The organism is Caballeronia sp. LZ024 (assembly GCF_031451455.1).
GTDB lineage: Bacteria > Pseudomonadota > Gammaproteobacteria > Burkholderiales > Burkholderiaceae > Caballeronia > Caballeronia telluris.
The window spans coordinates 2804254-2819863 of the sequence record NZ_JARUXL010000001.1; the positions used below are offsets into that span (position 1 = coordinate 2804254).

General features: G+C 63.4%; 9 protein-coding genes and 1 pseudogene. 4 read left to right on the forward strand and 6 right to left on the reverse strand.

What is annotated here, in order from left to right; all coding sequences use genetic code 11:
- Window positions 1–86: 86 nt before the first annotated feature.
- The gene (locus tag QCE48_RS12615) at window positions 87–2456 is read right to left on the reverse strand and encodes an LPS-assembly protein LptD (RefSeq protein ID WP_309787462.1); all 2370 of its coding nucleotides are present in this window, start codon (window positions 2454–2456) and stop codon (window positions 87–89) included.
- Between the two features lie 260 nt (window positions 2457–2716).
- On the opposite strand from QCE48_RS12615, the gene QCE48_RS12620 reads away from it, so the two are divergent.
- The 3 genes and pseudogenes from QCE48_RS12620 to purB all read left to right on the forward strand — a co-directional run bounded on the left by QCE48_RS12620 (window position 2717) and on the right by purB (window position 5965).
- Entirely contained in the window at window positions 2717–3742 is a 1026-nt protein-coding gene (locus QCE48_RS12620; protein ID WP_309787461.1) for a phosphotransferase, read from the forward strand.
- 9 nt (window positions 3743–3751) lie between these two features.
- Window positions 3752–4477: an N-acetylmuramate alpha-1-phosphate uridylyltransferase MurU gene (gene murU / locus QCE48_RS12625; RefSeq protein WP_309787459.1), complete on the forward strand. Its 726-nt coding sequence runs from the start codon at window positions 3752–3754 to the stop codon at window positions 4475–4477.
- A gap of 99 nt (window positions 4478–4576) precedes the next feature.
- A pseudogene (purB, locus tag QCE48_RS12630) lies at window positions 4577–5965 on the forward strand (adenylosuccinate lyase).
- Window positions 5966–6034: 69 nt separating this feature from the next.
- On the opposite strand, the gene QCE48_RS12635 reads toward purB, so the two are convergent.
- From QCE48_RS12635 to edd, 4 genes are all read right to left on the reverse strand, one after another.
- A complete protein-coding gene (locus QCE48_RS12635; protein ID WP_309787457.1) occupies window positions 6035–6529 on the reverse strand; it encodes a gluconokinase in 495 nt (164 codons plus the stop codon).
- A gap of 59 nt (window positions 6530–6588) precedes the next feature.
- Window positions 6589–7950, reverse strand: coding sequence for a GntP family permease (locus QCE48_RS12640; protein WP_309787456.1), 1362 nt, complete (start codon window positions 7948–7950; stop codon window positions 6589–6591).
- Between the two features lie 253 nt (window positions 7951–8203).
- Window positions 8204–8836: a bifunctional 4-hydroxy-2-oxoglutarate aldolase/2-dehydro-3-deoxy-phosphogluconate aldolase gene (gene eda / locus QCE48_RS12645; protein ID WP_309787455.1), complete on the reverse strand. Its 633-nt coding sequence runs from the start codon at window positions 8834–8836 to the stop codon at window positions 8204–8206.
- 74 nt (window positions 8837–8910) lie between these two features.
- Window positions 8911–10809, reverse strand: a complete 1899-nt coding sequence (gene edd, locus QCE48_RS12650) for a phosphogluconate dehydratase (RefSeq protein WP_309787454.1) — start codon at window positions 10807–10809, stop codon at window positions 8911–8913.
- Between the two features lie 303 nt (window positions 10810–11112).
- On the opposite strand from edd, the gene QCE48_RS12655 reads away from it, so the two are divergent.
- Window positions 11113–12009, forward strand: a complete 897-nt coding sequence (locus tag QCE48_RS12655; protein ID WP_309787453.1) for a MurR/RpiR family transcriptional regulator — start codon at window positions 11113–11115, stop codon at window positions 12007–12009.
- A gap of 432 nt (window positions 12010–12441) precedes the next feature.
- Here QCE48_RS12655 and QCE48_RS12660 read toward each other — a convergent pair whose 3' ends face one another.
- Window positions 12442–15588: a YadA-like family protein gene (locus tag QCE48_RS12660; RefSeq protein ID WP_309794161.1), complete on the reverse strand. Its 3147-nt coding sequence runs from the start codon at window positions 15586–15588 to the stop codon at window positions 12442–12444.
- Between the last annotated feature and the right edge of the window lie 22 nt (window positions 15589–15610).

Genomic DNA, 15610 nt, shown 5'->3' on the forward strand with positions numbered 1-15610 from the left:
GGGTCTTGCCCGCTAGTGTGCTGCTCGTCTTGCGGTGGTTTTTGCCCGCTGTCACGCTTCCGATCGACCACACGGTCATTGTTCCGTCACTCGTAATTCGTGAACCGCGCGAGCGGCGCGGCCGCGGGCGGCGGCGTCTGGTAGCCCTGCACGCTCGAGCGGAATGCGTTCACGAGACCATTGTCGACGTTCGACAGGCCCTTGAATGTCAACTGGGCAAGCACGCGCGTGCCGGAAGCCGACTCGCCGGTGGTCGTGACCCCGTTTGCGTAGCGCTGCATGCCGAAGCCGAATTGCCAGCAGTCGGCATCGTACTGGAAGCCGACCAGACCGTCGACGAGCCGGTGCCCCGCGAGATCGTAATTCACGCGGCCGACACCGTAGAGCCGCTGCGTGATCGGCCACTGCACCGACAACAGAATCTGGTTGATCGGCTCGTTGGCGAGCGTGGTTTCGTTCTGACGCGTGTAGCGATAACCGACGTTGATCACCTTGCGGTCGGCCGGACTGAACGAGAAGCCGACGCTCGATCGCACGAGCTGGTTGTTGTCCGCATTATATTGGAACGCCGTTTCCGAAGCGAAACCCGCGCCCAGCTTGATTGCCGCGCCCGCGATCAGGTCCGAATGCTTGGCCTGGTCGGGAATCTGGTCCGGCGTGATCGTGACGCGCTGGCTCTGGAAATAGTATTGCTGCGCGATGACGAAGCGCGCGCGCTCGTCGCCCGTCGCCGGGTTGATGAAGCGCGTCGTGAGACCAACGGTCAGCCGGTTCGCGTCGGCGATCCGGTCGTTGCCGACGAACGTGTTCGGCGTATAAATCTCCGCGAGACCGAAGTCGGCTTCGGCGGTATCGAAGATCGGCGCGAAGTTCTGGTTGCGATACGGCGTGTAGACGTAGTAGAGCCGCGGCTCGAGCGTCTGAATGTAGTCCTGGCCGAAGATCCGCACCGAGCGGTCGAACACGAGGCCCGTATCAAACGAGACGGTCGGAATCGATTCGGTGAAATTCTTCGGCTGGCCGGCGGGCGCCGTGCTCGCGACATGCGACAGATCGTACGACGCGAAGTGCCACTGCACCTTCGGCGTAATGAAATAGCCCGGCGCGTTGACGCTGTAGCTCAGGTACGGATTGAAGACGGCGCGCTGGCCGTCGGTCGCGCCGTCCTGCGTGATCGTGAAGCGCGTGTAGTCGGCTTCCGCGCCGTAGTCGAAGCCGCCGACGTTGTACTTGTTGTACAGCACGTTCAACTGCGGTTCGCGCGCGTATGGCGGAACGGAAGGCTGCAGCGTCTGCCAGCGCTGTTCGCGCGCGAGCACCGACCACGGTCCGTTGTTGTACGTCAGCCCGGCTTCCTGCTGATACAGCAACTGCGTGCCGTTCAGGAACTGGTTCGACGCGTTCGCCAGGTCTTCCGGGTATTGATCGTCGGAGACCTTGTTGTAGTTGATGTACCCGCCGAAACCACCGCCGAAGTTCTGCTGATGCTGCAGGTAGATCGCGTAGCGGTTCGTGTGCGTCTGGCGGTCGTTCGGCAGGAACTCGCCCGTGATCGTGCCCGAGTACGTCGGCGACAGATAACGGTAGGTCGCCGCCGTCTGCACGCCGCGGCGGGTCATCAGGCGCGGCGTCAGGGTCAAATCGCGATTCGGCGCGATGTTGAAGTAATACGGGATCGTCGCTTCGAAGCCGGTCGTCGAACTGAGCGAGAAGGTCGGCGGCAAGAGACCGCTGCGCCGTTCGCTCGTCAGCGGAAACGACAGCCACGGGCTCGCCATGATCGGCACGCCCTGGAAGAAGAGCACGCCGTTATGCGCGATGCCTTCTTCCGAACCCGTATCGAAATCGAACGACGTGCCCTTGATGTACCACGCCGGGTCGGTCTCGCACGCGCACGCCGTGTAGGTGCCGTGATCGACGCGCGCCTGCTCGTTGTTGAGCATGTCGACGCGCTCGGCGCTGCCCGAACCGCCCGACAGGTTGAAGCGGTACTTCGGGTTCGTCATGTAGCCTTCGTTCGCTTCCACCTTCAGGTGCGCTTCCGGGCCGACGAACGTATTGCCGTTGCTGATGATCCTGACATTGCCGTATGCGTCGGCCATGTCGGTGTCCTGGTCGTAATGCAGCGCATCCGACTTGATGACCGACACGTTCCTGCGCACTTCCGCCGAACCCTTGGCAGCCATGTCTTCATCGGTGGTGCCGGTGGTTTTGTCGCCGAGCAGGAACGTGGCCGGCTGCTGGCCCGCACGCAGCGGCCGCTCTTCCAGCTGCGGCGCGAGGCGCAGGTTGCCGGCGCCGTCGAGCGGCTGGGGCTCGGCCGCCGCGCCCGCGAGTTGCGCGTGCGCAAGCGCCGGCATGAGACCCGGAGCAGCAAGCAGCGCCGCGACGAGCCGCCGTCTGCGTGGCAAAGCCTGGCGCTTGGTAATCGGTTTAGGAAACTGTCGTGGCGGCATGTATGGGTGGCGGTTCGATGCCGTTATGCGTCCGCGAGCACGCAATGCCTTGAACTCGCACCCGAGTTTGCACTGGAAGCCGCGCAGTCGTATCCGACGAACCCGCTGCAAGAACGCTGCAAGCGAAAGCGGTTGCGAACGAAGGATGACACTCGATCGAAAGTGAAGCTGCGCTGCTCGGGCCTTGGCGCCGGGCGAAAACGGATCGCTTAAAAAAGTCGTGGGGTATTATATGGCAAGATGTTTTGCCCTTCGAATTTATGACGCACATTCCCACCGACGCCCGCCTTACACAGCTTTACGCCTGGCTCGAATCGTTCGCCGAACGCTATCGGCTGGATCTTCCGAGCCTCGCGCCGGCGTCGACCGATGCCAGTTTTCGCCGCTATTTCCGCATTGCCTGCGCCGACGAACACGGCAAAACGCTGATCGCCGTTGACGCCCCGCCGCCCGAGAAATGCCGGGAATTCGTCCAGGTCGCCGGTTTGCTGGCCGAGGCCGGCGTGCATGTTCCGGCCATCTTCGAAACCGATTTCGACGCCGGCTTCATGCTCGTGAGCGATCTCGGCACGACGACCTATCTCTCCGTGCTCGACGAGAAAAACGCGCGCGGGCTCATGCGCGCCGCGCTCGACGCGCTGATCCGCTTCCAGTCGACTTCGCGCGAAGGCGTGCTGCCGCCCTTCGACGAAGCGTTCCTGCGCCGCGAGATGGAACTGATGCCGGAGTGGTTCATCGGCCGGCATCTCGGGCGTGCGCTCGCCGAAACCGATCGCAAGGTGCTCGACAACACTTTTACGCTGCTCGTGCAGAGCGCGCTCGCGCAGCCGCAGGCCTTCATGCTGCGCGACTTCATGCCGCGCAACCTGATGGTGAGCGAGCCAAATCCCGGCCTGCTCGACTTCCAGGATGCGGTCTACGGGCCGATTACTTACGATCTGGCGTCGCTGCTGCGCGACGCCTTCATCAGTTGGGACGAAGAGTTCCAGCTCGACTGCATCGCCTATTACTGGGAACGCGCGAAGAAGGCCGGCCTGCCCGTCGATCCCGATTTCGGCGAGTTCTACCGGCAGGTGGAATGGACGGGCTTGCAGCGCCACATCAAGGTGCTGGGTCTCTTTTGCCGCATCAATTACCGCGACGGCAAGCCGGTCTATCTTGCGGATCTGCCGCGATTCATCGGCTACGCGCGCAAGGTGGCCGAGCGCTACGGGCCGCTGCGTCCGTTCGCGCGTCTTCTCGATACGTTCGAAGGCCGCGCCGACGATGTCGGCTATACCTTCTGAGCGCGCCGCATGACGTCTTCCCTCAAGCGGGCGATGATCTTCGCCGCCGGACGCGGCGAGCGCATGCGTCCGCTCACCGATACCTGTCCGAAGCCGCTGCTCGAAGCCGGCGGCAAGCCGCTGATCGTCTGGCAGATCGCGCGGCTGGCGGCGGCGGGCATCGAAACGATCGTGATCAATCATGCGTGGCTCGGCGCGCAGATCGAGGCCGCGCTCGGCGACGGTTCGCGCTGGGGCGTGCAACTGCGTTTCTCGGCGGAAACCGAGGCGCTCGAAACGGCCGGCGGGATCGCGCAGGCGCTGCCGCTGATCGAAACGCGCGGCGAACCGGACGTGTTCGTGGCCGTCAGCGGCGACGTGTTCTGCGATTTCGACTATGGCTCGCTCGGCGCGCATGCGGCGCGGCTCGCTTCGTCGGCGCAACCCGGCATGCATCTCGTGATGGTGCCGAATCCGCCCTTTCACGCCAAAGGCGACTTCGCGCTGAAGGACGGCACGCTGTCGCTCGAAGGCGCGCCGCGCTTCACGTTCGGCAACATCGGCTTATATGACACGCGCATGTTCCGCGACCTCGCGCCCGGCACGCGGCGCGCCCTGACGCCGTACTATCGCGAAACCATCGCGGCGGGACGCGCGAGCGGCGAGCTGTACGAAGGCCGCTGGGAGAACGTCGGCACGCCCGCACAACTGAGCGCGCTCAATCTCGCGCTGCGGGAACGCCCGGCCGCGCGCTAAGCGCAGGCGCGCCTCCGTGCGCGTCCGGGTCGATCCGGCTCCGATGGTAAAATCCCCGGTTCTCCCGTCCCAATCCCGCCTCCGAGCGCGGCTGCCACCATGTCCGATACCCGTCCCGATACCCTCTTCGCGCTCACCGCGCTGTCGCCGCTCGATGGCCGCTACGCCGCCAAGACCGAAGCCCTGCGCGAATGGCTCTCCGAAGCCGCGTTCATGCGCCATCGCGTGACCGTCGAAATTCACTGGCTGATCGCGCTCTCGCGCGCCGGTTTCGCCGAAGTGCCGCGCTTTTCCGAAGCGTCCGAGCAATTCCTGCTGCAACTCGTCGAGCGCTTCACCGCGCACGACGCCGCGCGCATCAAGGACATCGAACGCGTGACGAATCACGACGTGAAGGCGGTCGAATACTGGCTGAAGGAATCGGTGAAGGGACAGCCCGAGCTGGAGCGTGCGAGCGAATTCATCCACTTCGCGTGCACGTCGGAGGATATCAACAACACGTCGCACGGGCTGATGATCGCCGGCGCCCGCGAGCACGTGATCCTGCCCGCGCTGCGCTCGGTGCACGAGCGGCTCGTCAGGCTCGCGCACGAACACGCCGCCCAGCCGATGCTTTCGCGCACGCACGGCCAGCCCGCCAGCCCGACGACGCTCGGCAAGGAAATCGCCAACGTCGCGGCGCGTCTGTCGCGCGCGATCGAGCGCATCGCCGCCGTGCCGCTCCTCGGCAAGATGAACGGCGCGGTCGGCAACTACAACGCGCATTTGTCGGCGTATCCGGAATTCGACTGGGAAGCGTTTTCGAAGGAAGTCGTCGAAGAGCGGCTGAAGCTCACCTTCAACCCGTACACGATCCAGATCGAACCGCACGATTACATGGCCGAACTCTTCGACGCCATCGCACGCGCGAACACGATCCTGCTCGACCTCGACCGCGACGTGTGGGGCTACATTTCGGTCGGCTATTTCAAGAAGAAGACGAAGTCAGTATAAATCGGTTCGTCGACTATGCCGCACAAGGTCAATCCGATCGACTTCGAGAACTCGGAGGGCAATCTGGGCCTCGCGAACGCGACGCTGCGCCATCTCGCCGACAAACTGCCGATCTCGCGCTGGCAGCGTGACCTCACCGATTCGACCGTGCTGCGCAACATCGGCGTGGCGTTCGGGTATTCGCTGCTGTCCTACGACTCGCTGATCCGCGGGCTGGACAAGCTCGAAGTGAACGCGGCGCGTCTGAACGAAGACCTCGACAACACGTGGGAAGTGCTCGCCGAGCCGGTGCAGACGGTGATGCGGCGCTTTGGCATCGAGAATCCGTATGAGCAGTTGAAGGAACTGACGCGCGGCAAGGGCATCACGCGCGAGGGCCTGCAGGCGTTCATCAACGGCCTCGCCATTCCTGACGACGCGAAGAAGCTGCTGCTCGAGATGACGCCGGGTTCGTATATCGGCAAGGCGGTGGAACTGGCGAAGCGGATCAAGTAACGAAATTCGTCGCTACAAAAAAGGGCGTCCCGCGACACGGGACGCCCTTTTTTTATGCCTCAAGCGCCTTCAGCGCTCCTTCACTTCCTTCAGCACCTTCTCGACGATCTGATCCGGCGTCATCGCGATATCGGCTTCGATCGCCTCGTCCGCGCCCGGCGGCTCCAGCGTATCGAGCTGGCTTTGCAACAGCGACGGATCAAAGAAGTGGCCTTTGCGCTCGCCGAGCCGCTCGCGCAGCAATTCGACCGTGCCGTGCAGATAGACGAAGGTCACGTCGCGGTCGCCGTCGCGCAGGATGTCGCGGTAAGAGCGCTTGAGCGACGAGCACGTGAATACCGCCGTCTCGCCCGCGCGCTGCTTCTCCTCGATCGCCGCGCGGATCGTCCGGAGCCACGGCCAGCGGTCGTCGTCCGTCAGCGGGATGCCCTTGTGCATCTTCTCCTTGTTCGCTTCGCTGTGAAACGCGTCGCCGTCGGTGAAGGGGCAGTCGAGCCGCTCCGCCAGCAGCTCGCCAATCCGCGTTTTGCCGCAACCCGAGACGCCCATTGCGATGAATATCATCGAATCCTCCTGAAAAGAGTGAGGGACTTCATCGCCTCACTCCGATCCCCATCTGTTCCTTACAAAACCGCCGCAAGCGCGAAGGTCAGCCCCAAACCCAGAATCGAGATGATCGTCTCGCACAACGACCAGGTCTTGAACGTCTGGCCCACCGTCATCCCGAAATATTCTTTGATCAGCCAGAAGCCGCCATCGTTCACATGCGAGAAGATCAGCGAGCCGGCGCCCGTCGCGAGCACCAGCAACTCCGGTTTCGTGCCGCCGCCCGCTGCCGCCGCGATCGGCGCGACGATGCCGCACGCGGTTGTCATCGCGACCGTGGCCGAGCCTGTCGCCAGACGAATCAGCGCGGCGACGAACCAGCCGAGCAACAGCGGCGACAAGTTCGCCTGCGAAGCCGACGCGACGATTTGCTGCGAAATACCGCTTTCGCGCAGGATGTTGCCGAAGCCGCCGCCCGCGCCGACGATCAGCGTAATGCCCGCGATCGGGGCGAGACAATCGCCGCAAAACTTCTGGATCTGCTCGCGATTGAAGCCGCGCGCCGCGCCGAACGTGTAGAAGCTGACGAGCACGGCGATCAAAAGCGCGATGTCCGACTGTCCGACGAAGCGCAGCAAGTCGTTCGGCAACGTCTTCGGCGTGAAGACGAGGTCGGCCCAGCTTCCGACCAGCATCAGGATCACCGGCAGCAGGATCGTGAAAAGCGTGACGCCGAAGCCCGGCAGCTCGCGCTTCTGGCCTTCGGTATGCTGCTCGACGAACTGCGCCGCGAGCGGATTGTTCTCCGGCAGCTTGATGTACTTGTGGATCAGGAGCGCGAAGAGCGGACCAGCGACGATGGCCGTCGGCACGCCGACGATCAGTCCGTAGGCGATCGTCTTTCCGATGTCGGCGTGATACGCCTGCACGGCGAGCAGCGCGGCCGGGTGCGGCGGAATCAGGCCGTGCACGACCGACAGACCCGCGACCATCGGCAGGCCGATCAGCAGGAGCGATTTGCCCGTGCGCTTCGCGACGTTGAACGCGATCGGAATCAGCAGCACGAAGCCGACTTCGAAGAACACCGGCAAGCCGACGATGATCGCGACGAACATCATCGCCCAGTGGATGTTCTTTTCGCCGAACAGGTGGATGAGCGTGTTCGCGATGCGCTCCGCTCCGCCCGATTCGGCCATCATCTTGCCGAGCATCGTGCCGAGGCCGACCACCACCGCGATGTGGCCGAGCGTGTTGCCGTTGCCGGTTTCGAACGCCTTCACGATCTTGTCCATCGGCATGCCGACGGCGAGGCCCAGCAACAGCGAAACGATCAGAAGAACGAGGAACGGGTAGATCTTGTAGCGCGTGATCATCAGGATCAGCACTGCGATCGCGATGACCGCGTAGACGAGCAGCATGCTGCCGTGGACGGCTTCCATGAAGCGCCTCCTTTGGTTTTGTTGACATTATCGCTACGGGTGCGTTTGCCGTCGCTTTGAATCAGCGGCGTCCGGCAAGCGCACACGCGGCGCCGAGGATCCGGATTTTACGTGTTGCCTTCGATTTGCAGCGTCCTTGCACCATCAAAACATCAATCCGAAAGCTCCTATAAATACAAAAAAAGCCTCCGTGACGCTGTGGTCGCAGAGGCTTTCGCGGGTCGCCGGACGCTCGCGCGCCAGCGACAGGCGGTCAGGCCGGTGCGGCCAGCGCGCTCGCCGCTCGCGCGAGCCGCGTGACTTCCTCCCAGTTTTGCGCCGCGAGCGCCGCTTTCGGCGTCAGCCACGATCCGCCGACGCACACGACGTTCGGCTGCGCAAGGAAATTCGTCGCGGTTTCGGCGGTGATGCCGCCCGTCGGACAGAACTTGAGGGTCGGGAACGGGCCGTAGAACGCCTGCAGCATCGGAATGCCGCCGGCCTGCTGCGCCGGGAAGAACTTGACGATTTCGTAGCCGAGTTCGAGCGCCTGGATGATGTCGCTCGGCGTCATCACGCCGGGCAGAAGCGGCAAGCCGGCGTCCTGCGCGGCCTGATGCATGTCCTTCGTGAGTCCCGGCGACACGCCGAACTGCGCGCCCGCCTTCTTCGCCTGCGCGCAGTGCTCGGGCTTCGTGATCGTGCCGACACCGACGACGATGTCGTCCGCAAGCTGGCTCGCGCGCTCGATCGCGCCGATGCCCGCCGCCGTGCGCAGCGTGATTTCGAGCACTTTTACGCCGCCCGCGTGCAACGCGCGCGACACGTGCTCACCCTGCTCGACCGAATCGAAGGCGAGGACCGGAATCACCGGGCCCAGACGGACGATTTCGCTGACTGTTTTCATGTGATGCAACTCCTGTCTTGTGCGGCGTGTGTTGTTCTGTCCGCGAGTTTGTCTCTCAGATTCCTGCCCGGCGCTCAATGCGTCGCATGCGAAACGTGCGTTGCCTGCGTCGTCCGATGCATGGCGCGCGTCGCTTCAGTCTCGCCCACCATCGGACCGAACACCGAGGCGCCCAGCTCCGCCGGCAATGCCGCGCTGCGGAACACACCAAAGAGTTCGCGGCCGAAGCCGACTTCGTTTTCCGCCTGATGACGCGGCGCTTCGACTTCACGCGCGGCCCATTGCTTCGAGTCGATGTCGATGTCGAGCACGCCGGCCTGTGCATCGATCACGATGGTATCGCCCGTGCGCACCTTGCCGAGCGGACCTTGCAGCAGCGCTTCCGGCGACACGTGAATCACCGCCGGCACCTTGCCCGACGCGCCCGACATGCGGCCGTCGGTGACGAGCGCGACATGAAAGCCCTGATCCTGCAACACGCCGAGAAGCGGCGTCAATCGATGCAACTCCGGCATGCCGTTCGCCCGCGCGCCCTGAAAGCGCACGATCGCGACGAAATCGCGCTTCAACTCGCCCTTGTCGAACGCTTCCTGCACTTCTTCCTGCGAATTGAAGACGATCGCCGGCGCCTTCACCACGCGATGCTCCGGCGCCACCGCCGAAATCTTGATCACGCCCCGGCCGAGCTTGCCCTGCATCAGACGCAGGCCGCCATCGGGCGCGAACGGCTCTTCGATGCCGCGCAACACCTTCGTGTCATGGCTTTCCGGCGCGCCGTCGACCCATTGCAGCTTGCCGTCGATGAGCTTCGGCTCCTTCGTGTAGTGCGTGAGCCCGGGACCGGCGACGGTCTTCACGTCTTCGTGCAGCAGACCCGCCTCGAGCAGATTGCGCACGAGGAACGCGACGCCGCCCGCCGCGTGGAAATGATTCACGTCGGCCTTGCCGTTCGGGTAGATCTTGGCGAGCAGCGGCACGTTGGCCGAGAGTTCGTCGAAATCGTTCCAGTCGATCACGATGCCCGCCGCGCGCGCGATCGCCACCAGATGCAGCGTGTGGTTGGTCGAGCCGCCCGTCGCGAGCAGCGCGACGATGCCGTTCACGATCGACTTTTCGTCGACGACGTGGCCGATCGGCGTGTAGTCGCCGCGCTCGGCCGTGAGTTCGAGCACGCGCTTCGCGGCTTGCGCGGTGAGCGCATCGCGCAGCGGCGTGTGCGGATGAACGAACGCCGAACTCGGCAGATGCAGGCCCATGACTTCCATCAGCATCTGGTTGCTGTTCGCCGTGCCGTAGAACGTGCAGGTGCCGTGGCTGTGATACGCCGCCGATTCCGCTTCGAGCAGCGCGCCGCGATCGCATGCGCCGGTCGCGAACTGCTGACGGACCTTCGCCTTTTCGTCGTTGGTGAGACCGCTCGTCATCGGGCCGGCCGGCACGAAGATGGTCGGCAGATGGCCGAACTGCAACGCGCCGATCAAGAGGCCCGGCACGATCTTGTCGCAGATGCCGAGGCACAGCGCCGCATCGAACATGTTGTGCGTGAGCGCGACTGCCGTGCTCATCGCGATCACTTCGCGCGAGAACAGCGACAGTTCCATGCCCGCGTTGCCCTGCGTGATGCCGTCGCACATCGCCGGCACGCCGCCCGCGAACTGCGCGATGCCGCCGCTCTCGCGCGCGGCCTGCTTGATGATGTCGGGGAAGCTCTTGTACGGCGCGTGTGCCGAGAGCATCTCGTTGTACGACGAAACGATGCCGATGTTCGGCTCGCGCACCGACTTGATCGCAATCTTTTCCTGGCCTTCGAGGCCGGCAAAGCCGTGCGCGAGGTTGGCACATGACAGCGCGCCGCGCGCCGGGAACTGGCCGTGCGCGGCTGCGATGCGCGCGAGATACGCCGCGCGCGTCGGCTTGCTGCGTTCGGTCACGCGGTCGGTGACCTTCTTCAATTGCGGATGCGGGGAAACCATCGAAACTCCTTCGCCTCGTTCCGCGTGAAGACGCCGCCGAGGTGCTTGGGTTGAATGTCGCAGGGATCGGCAGTTCTGGTTCGATGCGTCTCCTTGCCGAGTGACCCGATGTTAGTAGAAAAACTACACGCCTGCAACGGGCTTTTATCGCGTTCCGTTAAACAAACGCTTAGACCACCAAGGCTTACTACATATACGGATCAGGGAAATCCCTGATCTGCGCACGACGGTTTTATGTAGTATTTGTACATGATCGTTCATCGAGTATAGTCCACGCAATTTCCAGCATAGGCGAGATTCCCGATGTTGCTGTCCCAAGTCGAAACAATGCGCGAACAATTGCGGCCGTCCGAGCGCAAGCTCGCCGACTACGTCCTGGAAGCGCCGCGCGAAGTGCTCGATCTCGCGATGACCGACTTTGCCGCGCGCGTCGGCGTGAGCCAGCCGACCATCGCGCGCTTTTGCCGGGCGCTCGGCTTTTCCGGTTTTCGCGAATTCAAGATCCGGCTGGCGCAAAGCGTCGCAGGAGACGTGCCCACGGTCTATCGCGACGTGCGAACCGACGAGCCCGTATCCGGCGTGGCCGCGAAGGTGCTCGACCGGACGATCGGCGCGCTGATCCAGGTACGCAACAGCTTGTCGACGGATAGCGTCGCCGCGGCGATCGCGCTGCTCGCCGACGCGCGGCGCATCGAGTTCTACGGCGCGGGCGGGTCGGGCATCGCCGCGCTCGACGTGCAGCACAAGTTCTTCCGGCTCGGCGTGCCGTCGGTGGCCTATTCCGATCCTCACACGTACACGACATCGGCGGCGCTGCTCGGCGCGGGCGATGTGGTCGTCGCGATTTCGAACACGGGGCGCACGAAGGACATTCTCGACGCGTGCAAGTCGGCGCTCGCGGGCGGCGGGAAGGTCGTCGCGATCACGCACGGCAATTCGCCGCTCGCGCGCATGGCGAGCGTGGGTTTGTTTGCCAACGTCGACGAAGACACGGATATTTTTTCGCCGATGACGTCGCGCGTCTCGCATCTCGCGATCGGCGACATTCTGGCGGTGGGGGTCGCGCTGGCGCGCGGACCGCAACTAGTGGAGAAGCTCGCGCAGGCGAAGGACGTGTTGGAGAAGCGGCGGGTGGGGGGGCAAAGTGCGCACGCCAGAGTGGGTGGGCCTGCGAAAAAACGTGTAACGGAAGTCGACTGATCCAGACATCGCAAATGCGGTCCCGCTGGAATGACGCGTCAGCCGCCTCGTCTTTCCGATTCGCCTTGCATGTAGACGTAGGTCACTTATCCCACTTGTCCTTGCGTTGCAGCTACCCAATTGCCGGGCGCGGCTCGCGGCAGCGGAGCATGAGTCGATGTTGCCTTAGCCCGTCCACCGTGGCTGGGAATTCCTTGCCGGAGTGACTACGCTGCGTTGTCTTATTCGCTGGTATCTCCCGGCTTGGAAACGCTCAGCACTTCGCGCGATGCACCGATTGATTTGCCAGTCGCGTCAGTCTGCGCAAGTAAAAAAAGCGGGCTCTTCAGGAAGAAGAGCCCGCTTCGTTTGATCGACCGATTTGCTATCCAATCCAGCCGTCGCGGCTGACCCTCGCGAGTCGTCCGCTAGTCTGGACCGGCGCCTATCGGCTTACCACTGGTACGACGCGCCAGCGCCGACCGTCGTGCCGCCGGAACTCCAGCCCGCACCAACGCGAACCTTCAGGTTCTGCGTGATACGTGCCGTGCCACCGATAGCCGTTGCCGCATAGCCGCGATATGTACCGCCGCCGATACCGACCGACAACGTCTTGTTCGCGTCGACGTCCGGAATCATCGTCAGCGCCGTGGCTGCCGCGATACCGCCGTAGGACTTGCGAGCAACGTCATTCAGACCCGACTGAACCTGACCCAACTGGTTCATGTTGACCGCGTCCGTGCCGTTGATACCAGGCGCCACGTTCGTCACGCGACGCTCGTTTCCTTCCGAACCAACCGAAACCGTGTTCGGCTGATCCGCGACCGAGTGAGCACCCAACGCAACGGAGTTATCGCTCGAAGCTTGAGCACCGTTTCCGAGTGCGAGTGTGTCCTTCCCACCCGCGACCGAATTGGTACCCATCGCGACACCGCCCGAGCCGGAAGCATTTGCGCCGTCACCGATTGCAATGCTGTTGGGGCCCGCCGCAGTCGCCACCGGACTCAGACCGCTGTCAGTCGGCCCCATGGCGATACCACCGAGGCCCGCCGTGGAGATGTTTTTAAGCGCATCACCAAGCGAAGCCACTTCCTGATTGGTCGCGAACAACTGCTTACCGGTCACTGCATCGGTGCTGGTGGCCGAAAGCGTAGCGTCCGTCAGATTGGTCACGAGGGCCGTGTTGCCTTCCGAGCCCAACGTCGCCTTGTCGTGCGCCGACGAATCGTAAGAGATCGCATTCGGATTCGACTGACCACCACCGATGTTCGCCAACTCGTTCTTGATGTTGGTGATATCGCCGGTGTTTTGCGCCGTGCGTCCGTCCAGGTTCGTCAGTGCCTCGCCTACGTTGTGGTAGCTCGTTCCACCCACTTGGAACGTCGGTTGCTTAAGGGTGCCGTCCGGATTGACCATCGAGCCGCCACCGAATGCCGATGCAATGCTCTGCGCCGTACCGAACAGTTGCGAACCGTTGATCGCGTCAACGCTCGCCTGGCTCACCGCTCCATTCGCCACACCGGAGACTTTCCGGTTCCCGTCCTTACCTGCAACGTTCACCAGCGAACCATCCGTGTCCTTGCCGACCGTGATGTCCTTCGTCTTCGGGTCCTGAGCCACCAGACCGAGGCCTGCGCCGTCAATCTGGTCTTTCAGCGAGTTCAACCCGCCGTCGAGTGCATCCAGTGCCGTGCCGACGGTGTTCTGAGTGCCACCTTGAACGTGATACGTCGGACCCGTTACAGAGCCGTCTGCCGCAACGCCCGCGCCACCGCCGAGAGCGGCCACAGCCGGCTTCAACTGACCCACCGTGGCGGCCGAGGTGTCCCCGGTACCGTTGGCGACGCCGGTCAGTTCACGCGGACCCGAGGTGCCGGCGAAGTTCACATGCGTACCGCCCGTCGCGGAAGCGACCAGAACGTCTTCGTCCGGACCAGCCTGGGTGACGAGGCTCGAGCCTCCCCCGCTAAGGCCTGCCACCTTGTCATTCAACTGCTTGACGTTGACCGCGTCGGTATCCGCAACACCCGTCGCCACGTTCACGATCTTGCGCTCTGCACCAGCCGCGCCAACTGAGATCACGTTGCTTTGCGAGCCATCGCTGCCTGCGCCGAGGATCACGCTATTGGTGCCCGCAACCTTCGTATTGTTGCCAAGAACGAAAGAACCTGCACCCGTAACCGTGTTGGCGTTACCCACCGCCACCGAGTTCGTGTTCAAGATGGTGTTGCTATTACCCAAAGAGATCGAGTTAGACGCCTTCATCGTCGGGCCATCGCCGATGAACGACTTGTTACCGATGACAAGACTGTTGTCCGATCCCGACTGAGCCTGATAGCCGATTGCCAGCGGGGCATTACCTGCGCTCGCTATTGCGTTGACGCCGATTGCCGTCGCATTGACGCCGGTCGTCACCGCCGAGTTACCGATTGCCACCGAGCCGATACCGGCCGCGCTTACGTTCGTGCCGATCGCCACTGTCTGGTTGTTGATCGCATGGACGTTCAAGCCAATTGCAATCGCGTCGGTGCCGATTGCTTCGATCTGGCCTGCCTTGTCAGTCGGTCCCGAAGAAAGCAACTCTTCCGGCGCAAGCGACGACGGATTTGCGAACGACCGAGTGCTCGGCGCGGCGAGCGAAAGGCTTGCCATTTTGGTAGTCGTCGTCTTCGCTGCATCCGCGATCAACGTTTCGACCTGACCGAGGTTCACCGCGTCGGTTTCGCCCGTGCCTGCGGCAACGTTCGTCAGCCGACGCTGGGTAGCGACGCTACCAAACGACACCGTATTTTCCTCGAAGGCCACCGATCCGTAACCAATGGCGACCGTGCCAGATCCCGAAGCAACCGAGTTAGAGCCGATCGCCAGGGCGTGTGCTCCGTTCGAGGTCGCGTAGCCACCGATCGCCACCGCGTCCGTACCCGTGGCAGCAGCGTCTAGTGCGTCGGTTGCACCGAACTTCACGTACTTCAACGCGCTTGCGACTTGCTTCGACGTTGCATCGATCGCGCTGCCGACGTCGTGATAGTCCGCGCCCGCTACCGTGTATGTCGGCTCGCCTACCGTGCCGTCGGGTTTGGGCACGGACCCGCCACCGAGAGCCGCCGCCGTCGAAGCGACCGTGTTGTACAACTGCGAGCCGTTGACCGCGTCCGTGCTCGTGGGCGTGAGCGCACCCGGCGCCACGTTCGTGAGTACCACCGTCTTGGTCGCACCAATGCCACCCAGCGTGACCGAACCCTTCGACAGATCGTCATAGGCCACGAACGAGTTGGTCGGGGTGCCGGTGCTGTCGACCTTCAAACCAGCCTTCGTCAACTGGTCGAGATTCACCGCGTCCTGGTCCGCCGTTCCCGCCGCGACGTTGTGGATTTGCGTGCCGTTCGAACCGCCCAGCGTGACCGAATCCTTCGATGCGTCGTCATAGGCCACGAACGAGTTGGTCGGGGTGCCGTCGCTGCCGACCTTCAAACCAGCCTTCGTCAACTGGTCGAGATTCACCGCGTCCTGGTCCGCCGTTCCTGCCGCGACGTTGTGGATTTGCGTGCCGTTCGAACCGCCCAGCGTGACCGAATCCTTCGATGCGTCGTCATAGGCCACGAACGAGTTGGTCGGGGTGCCG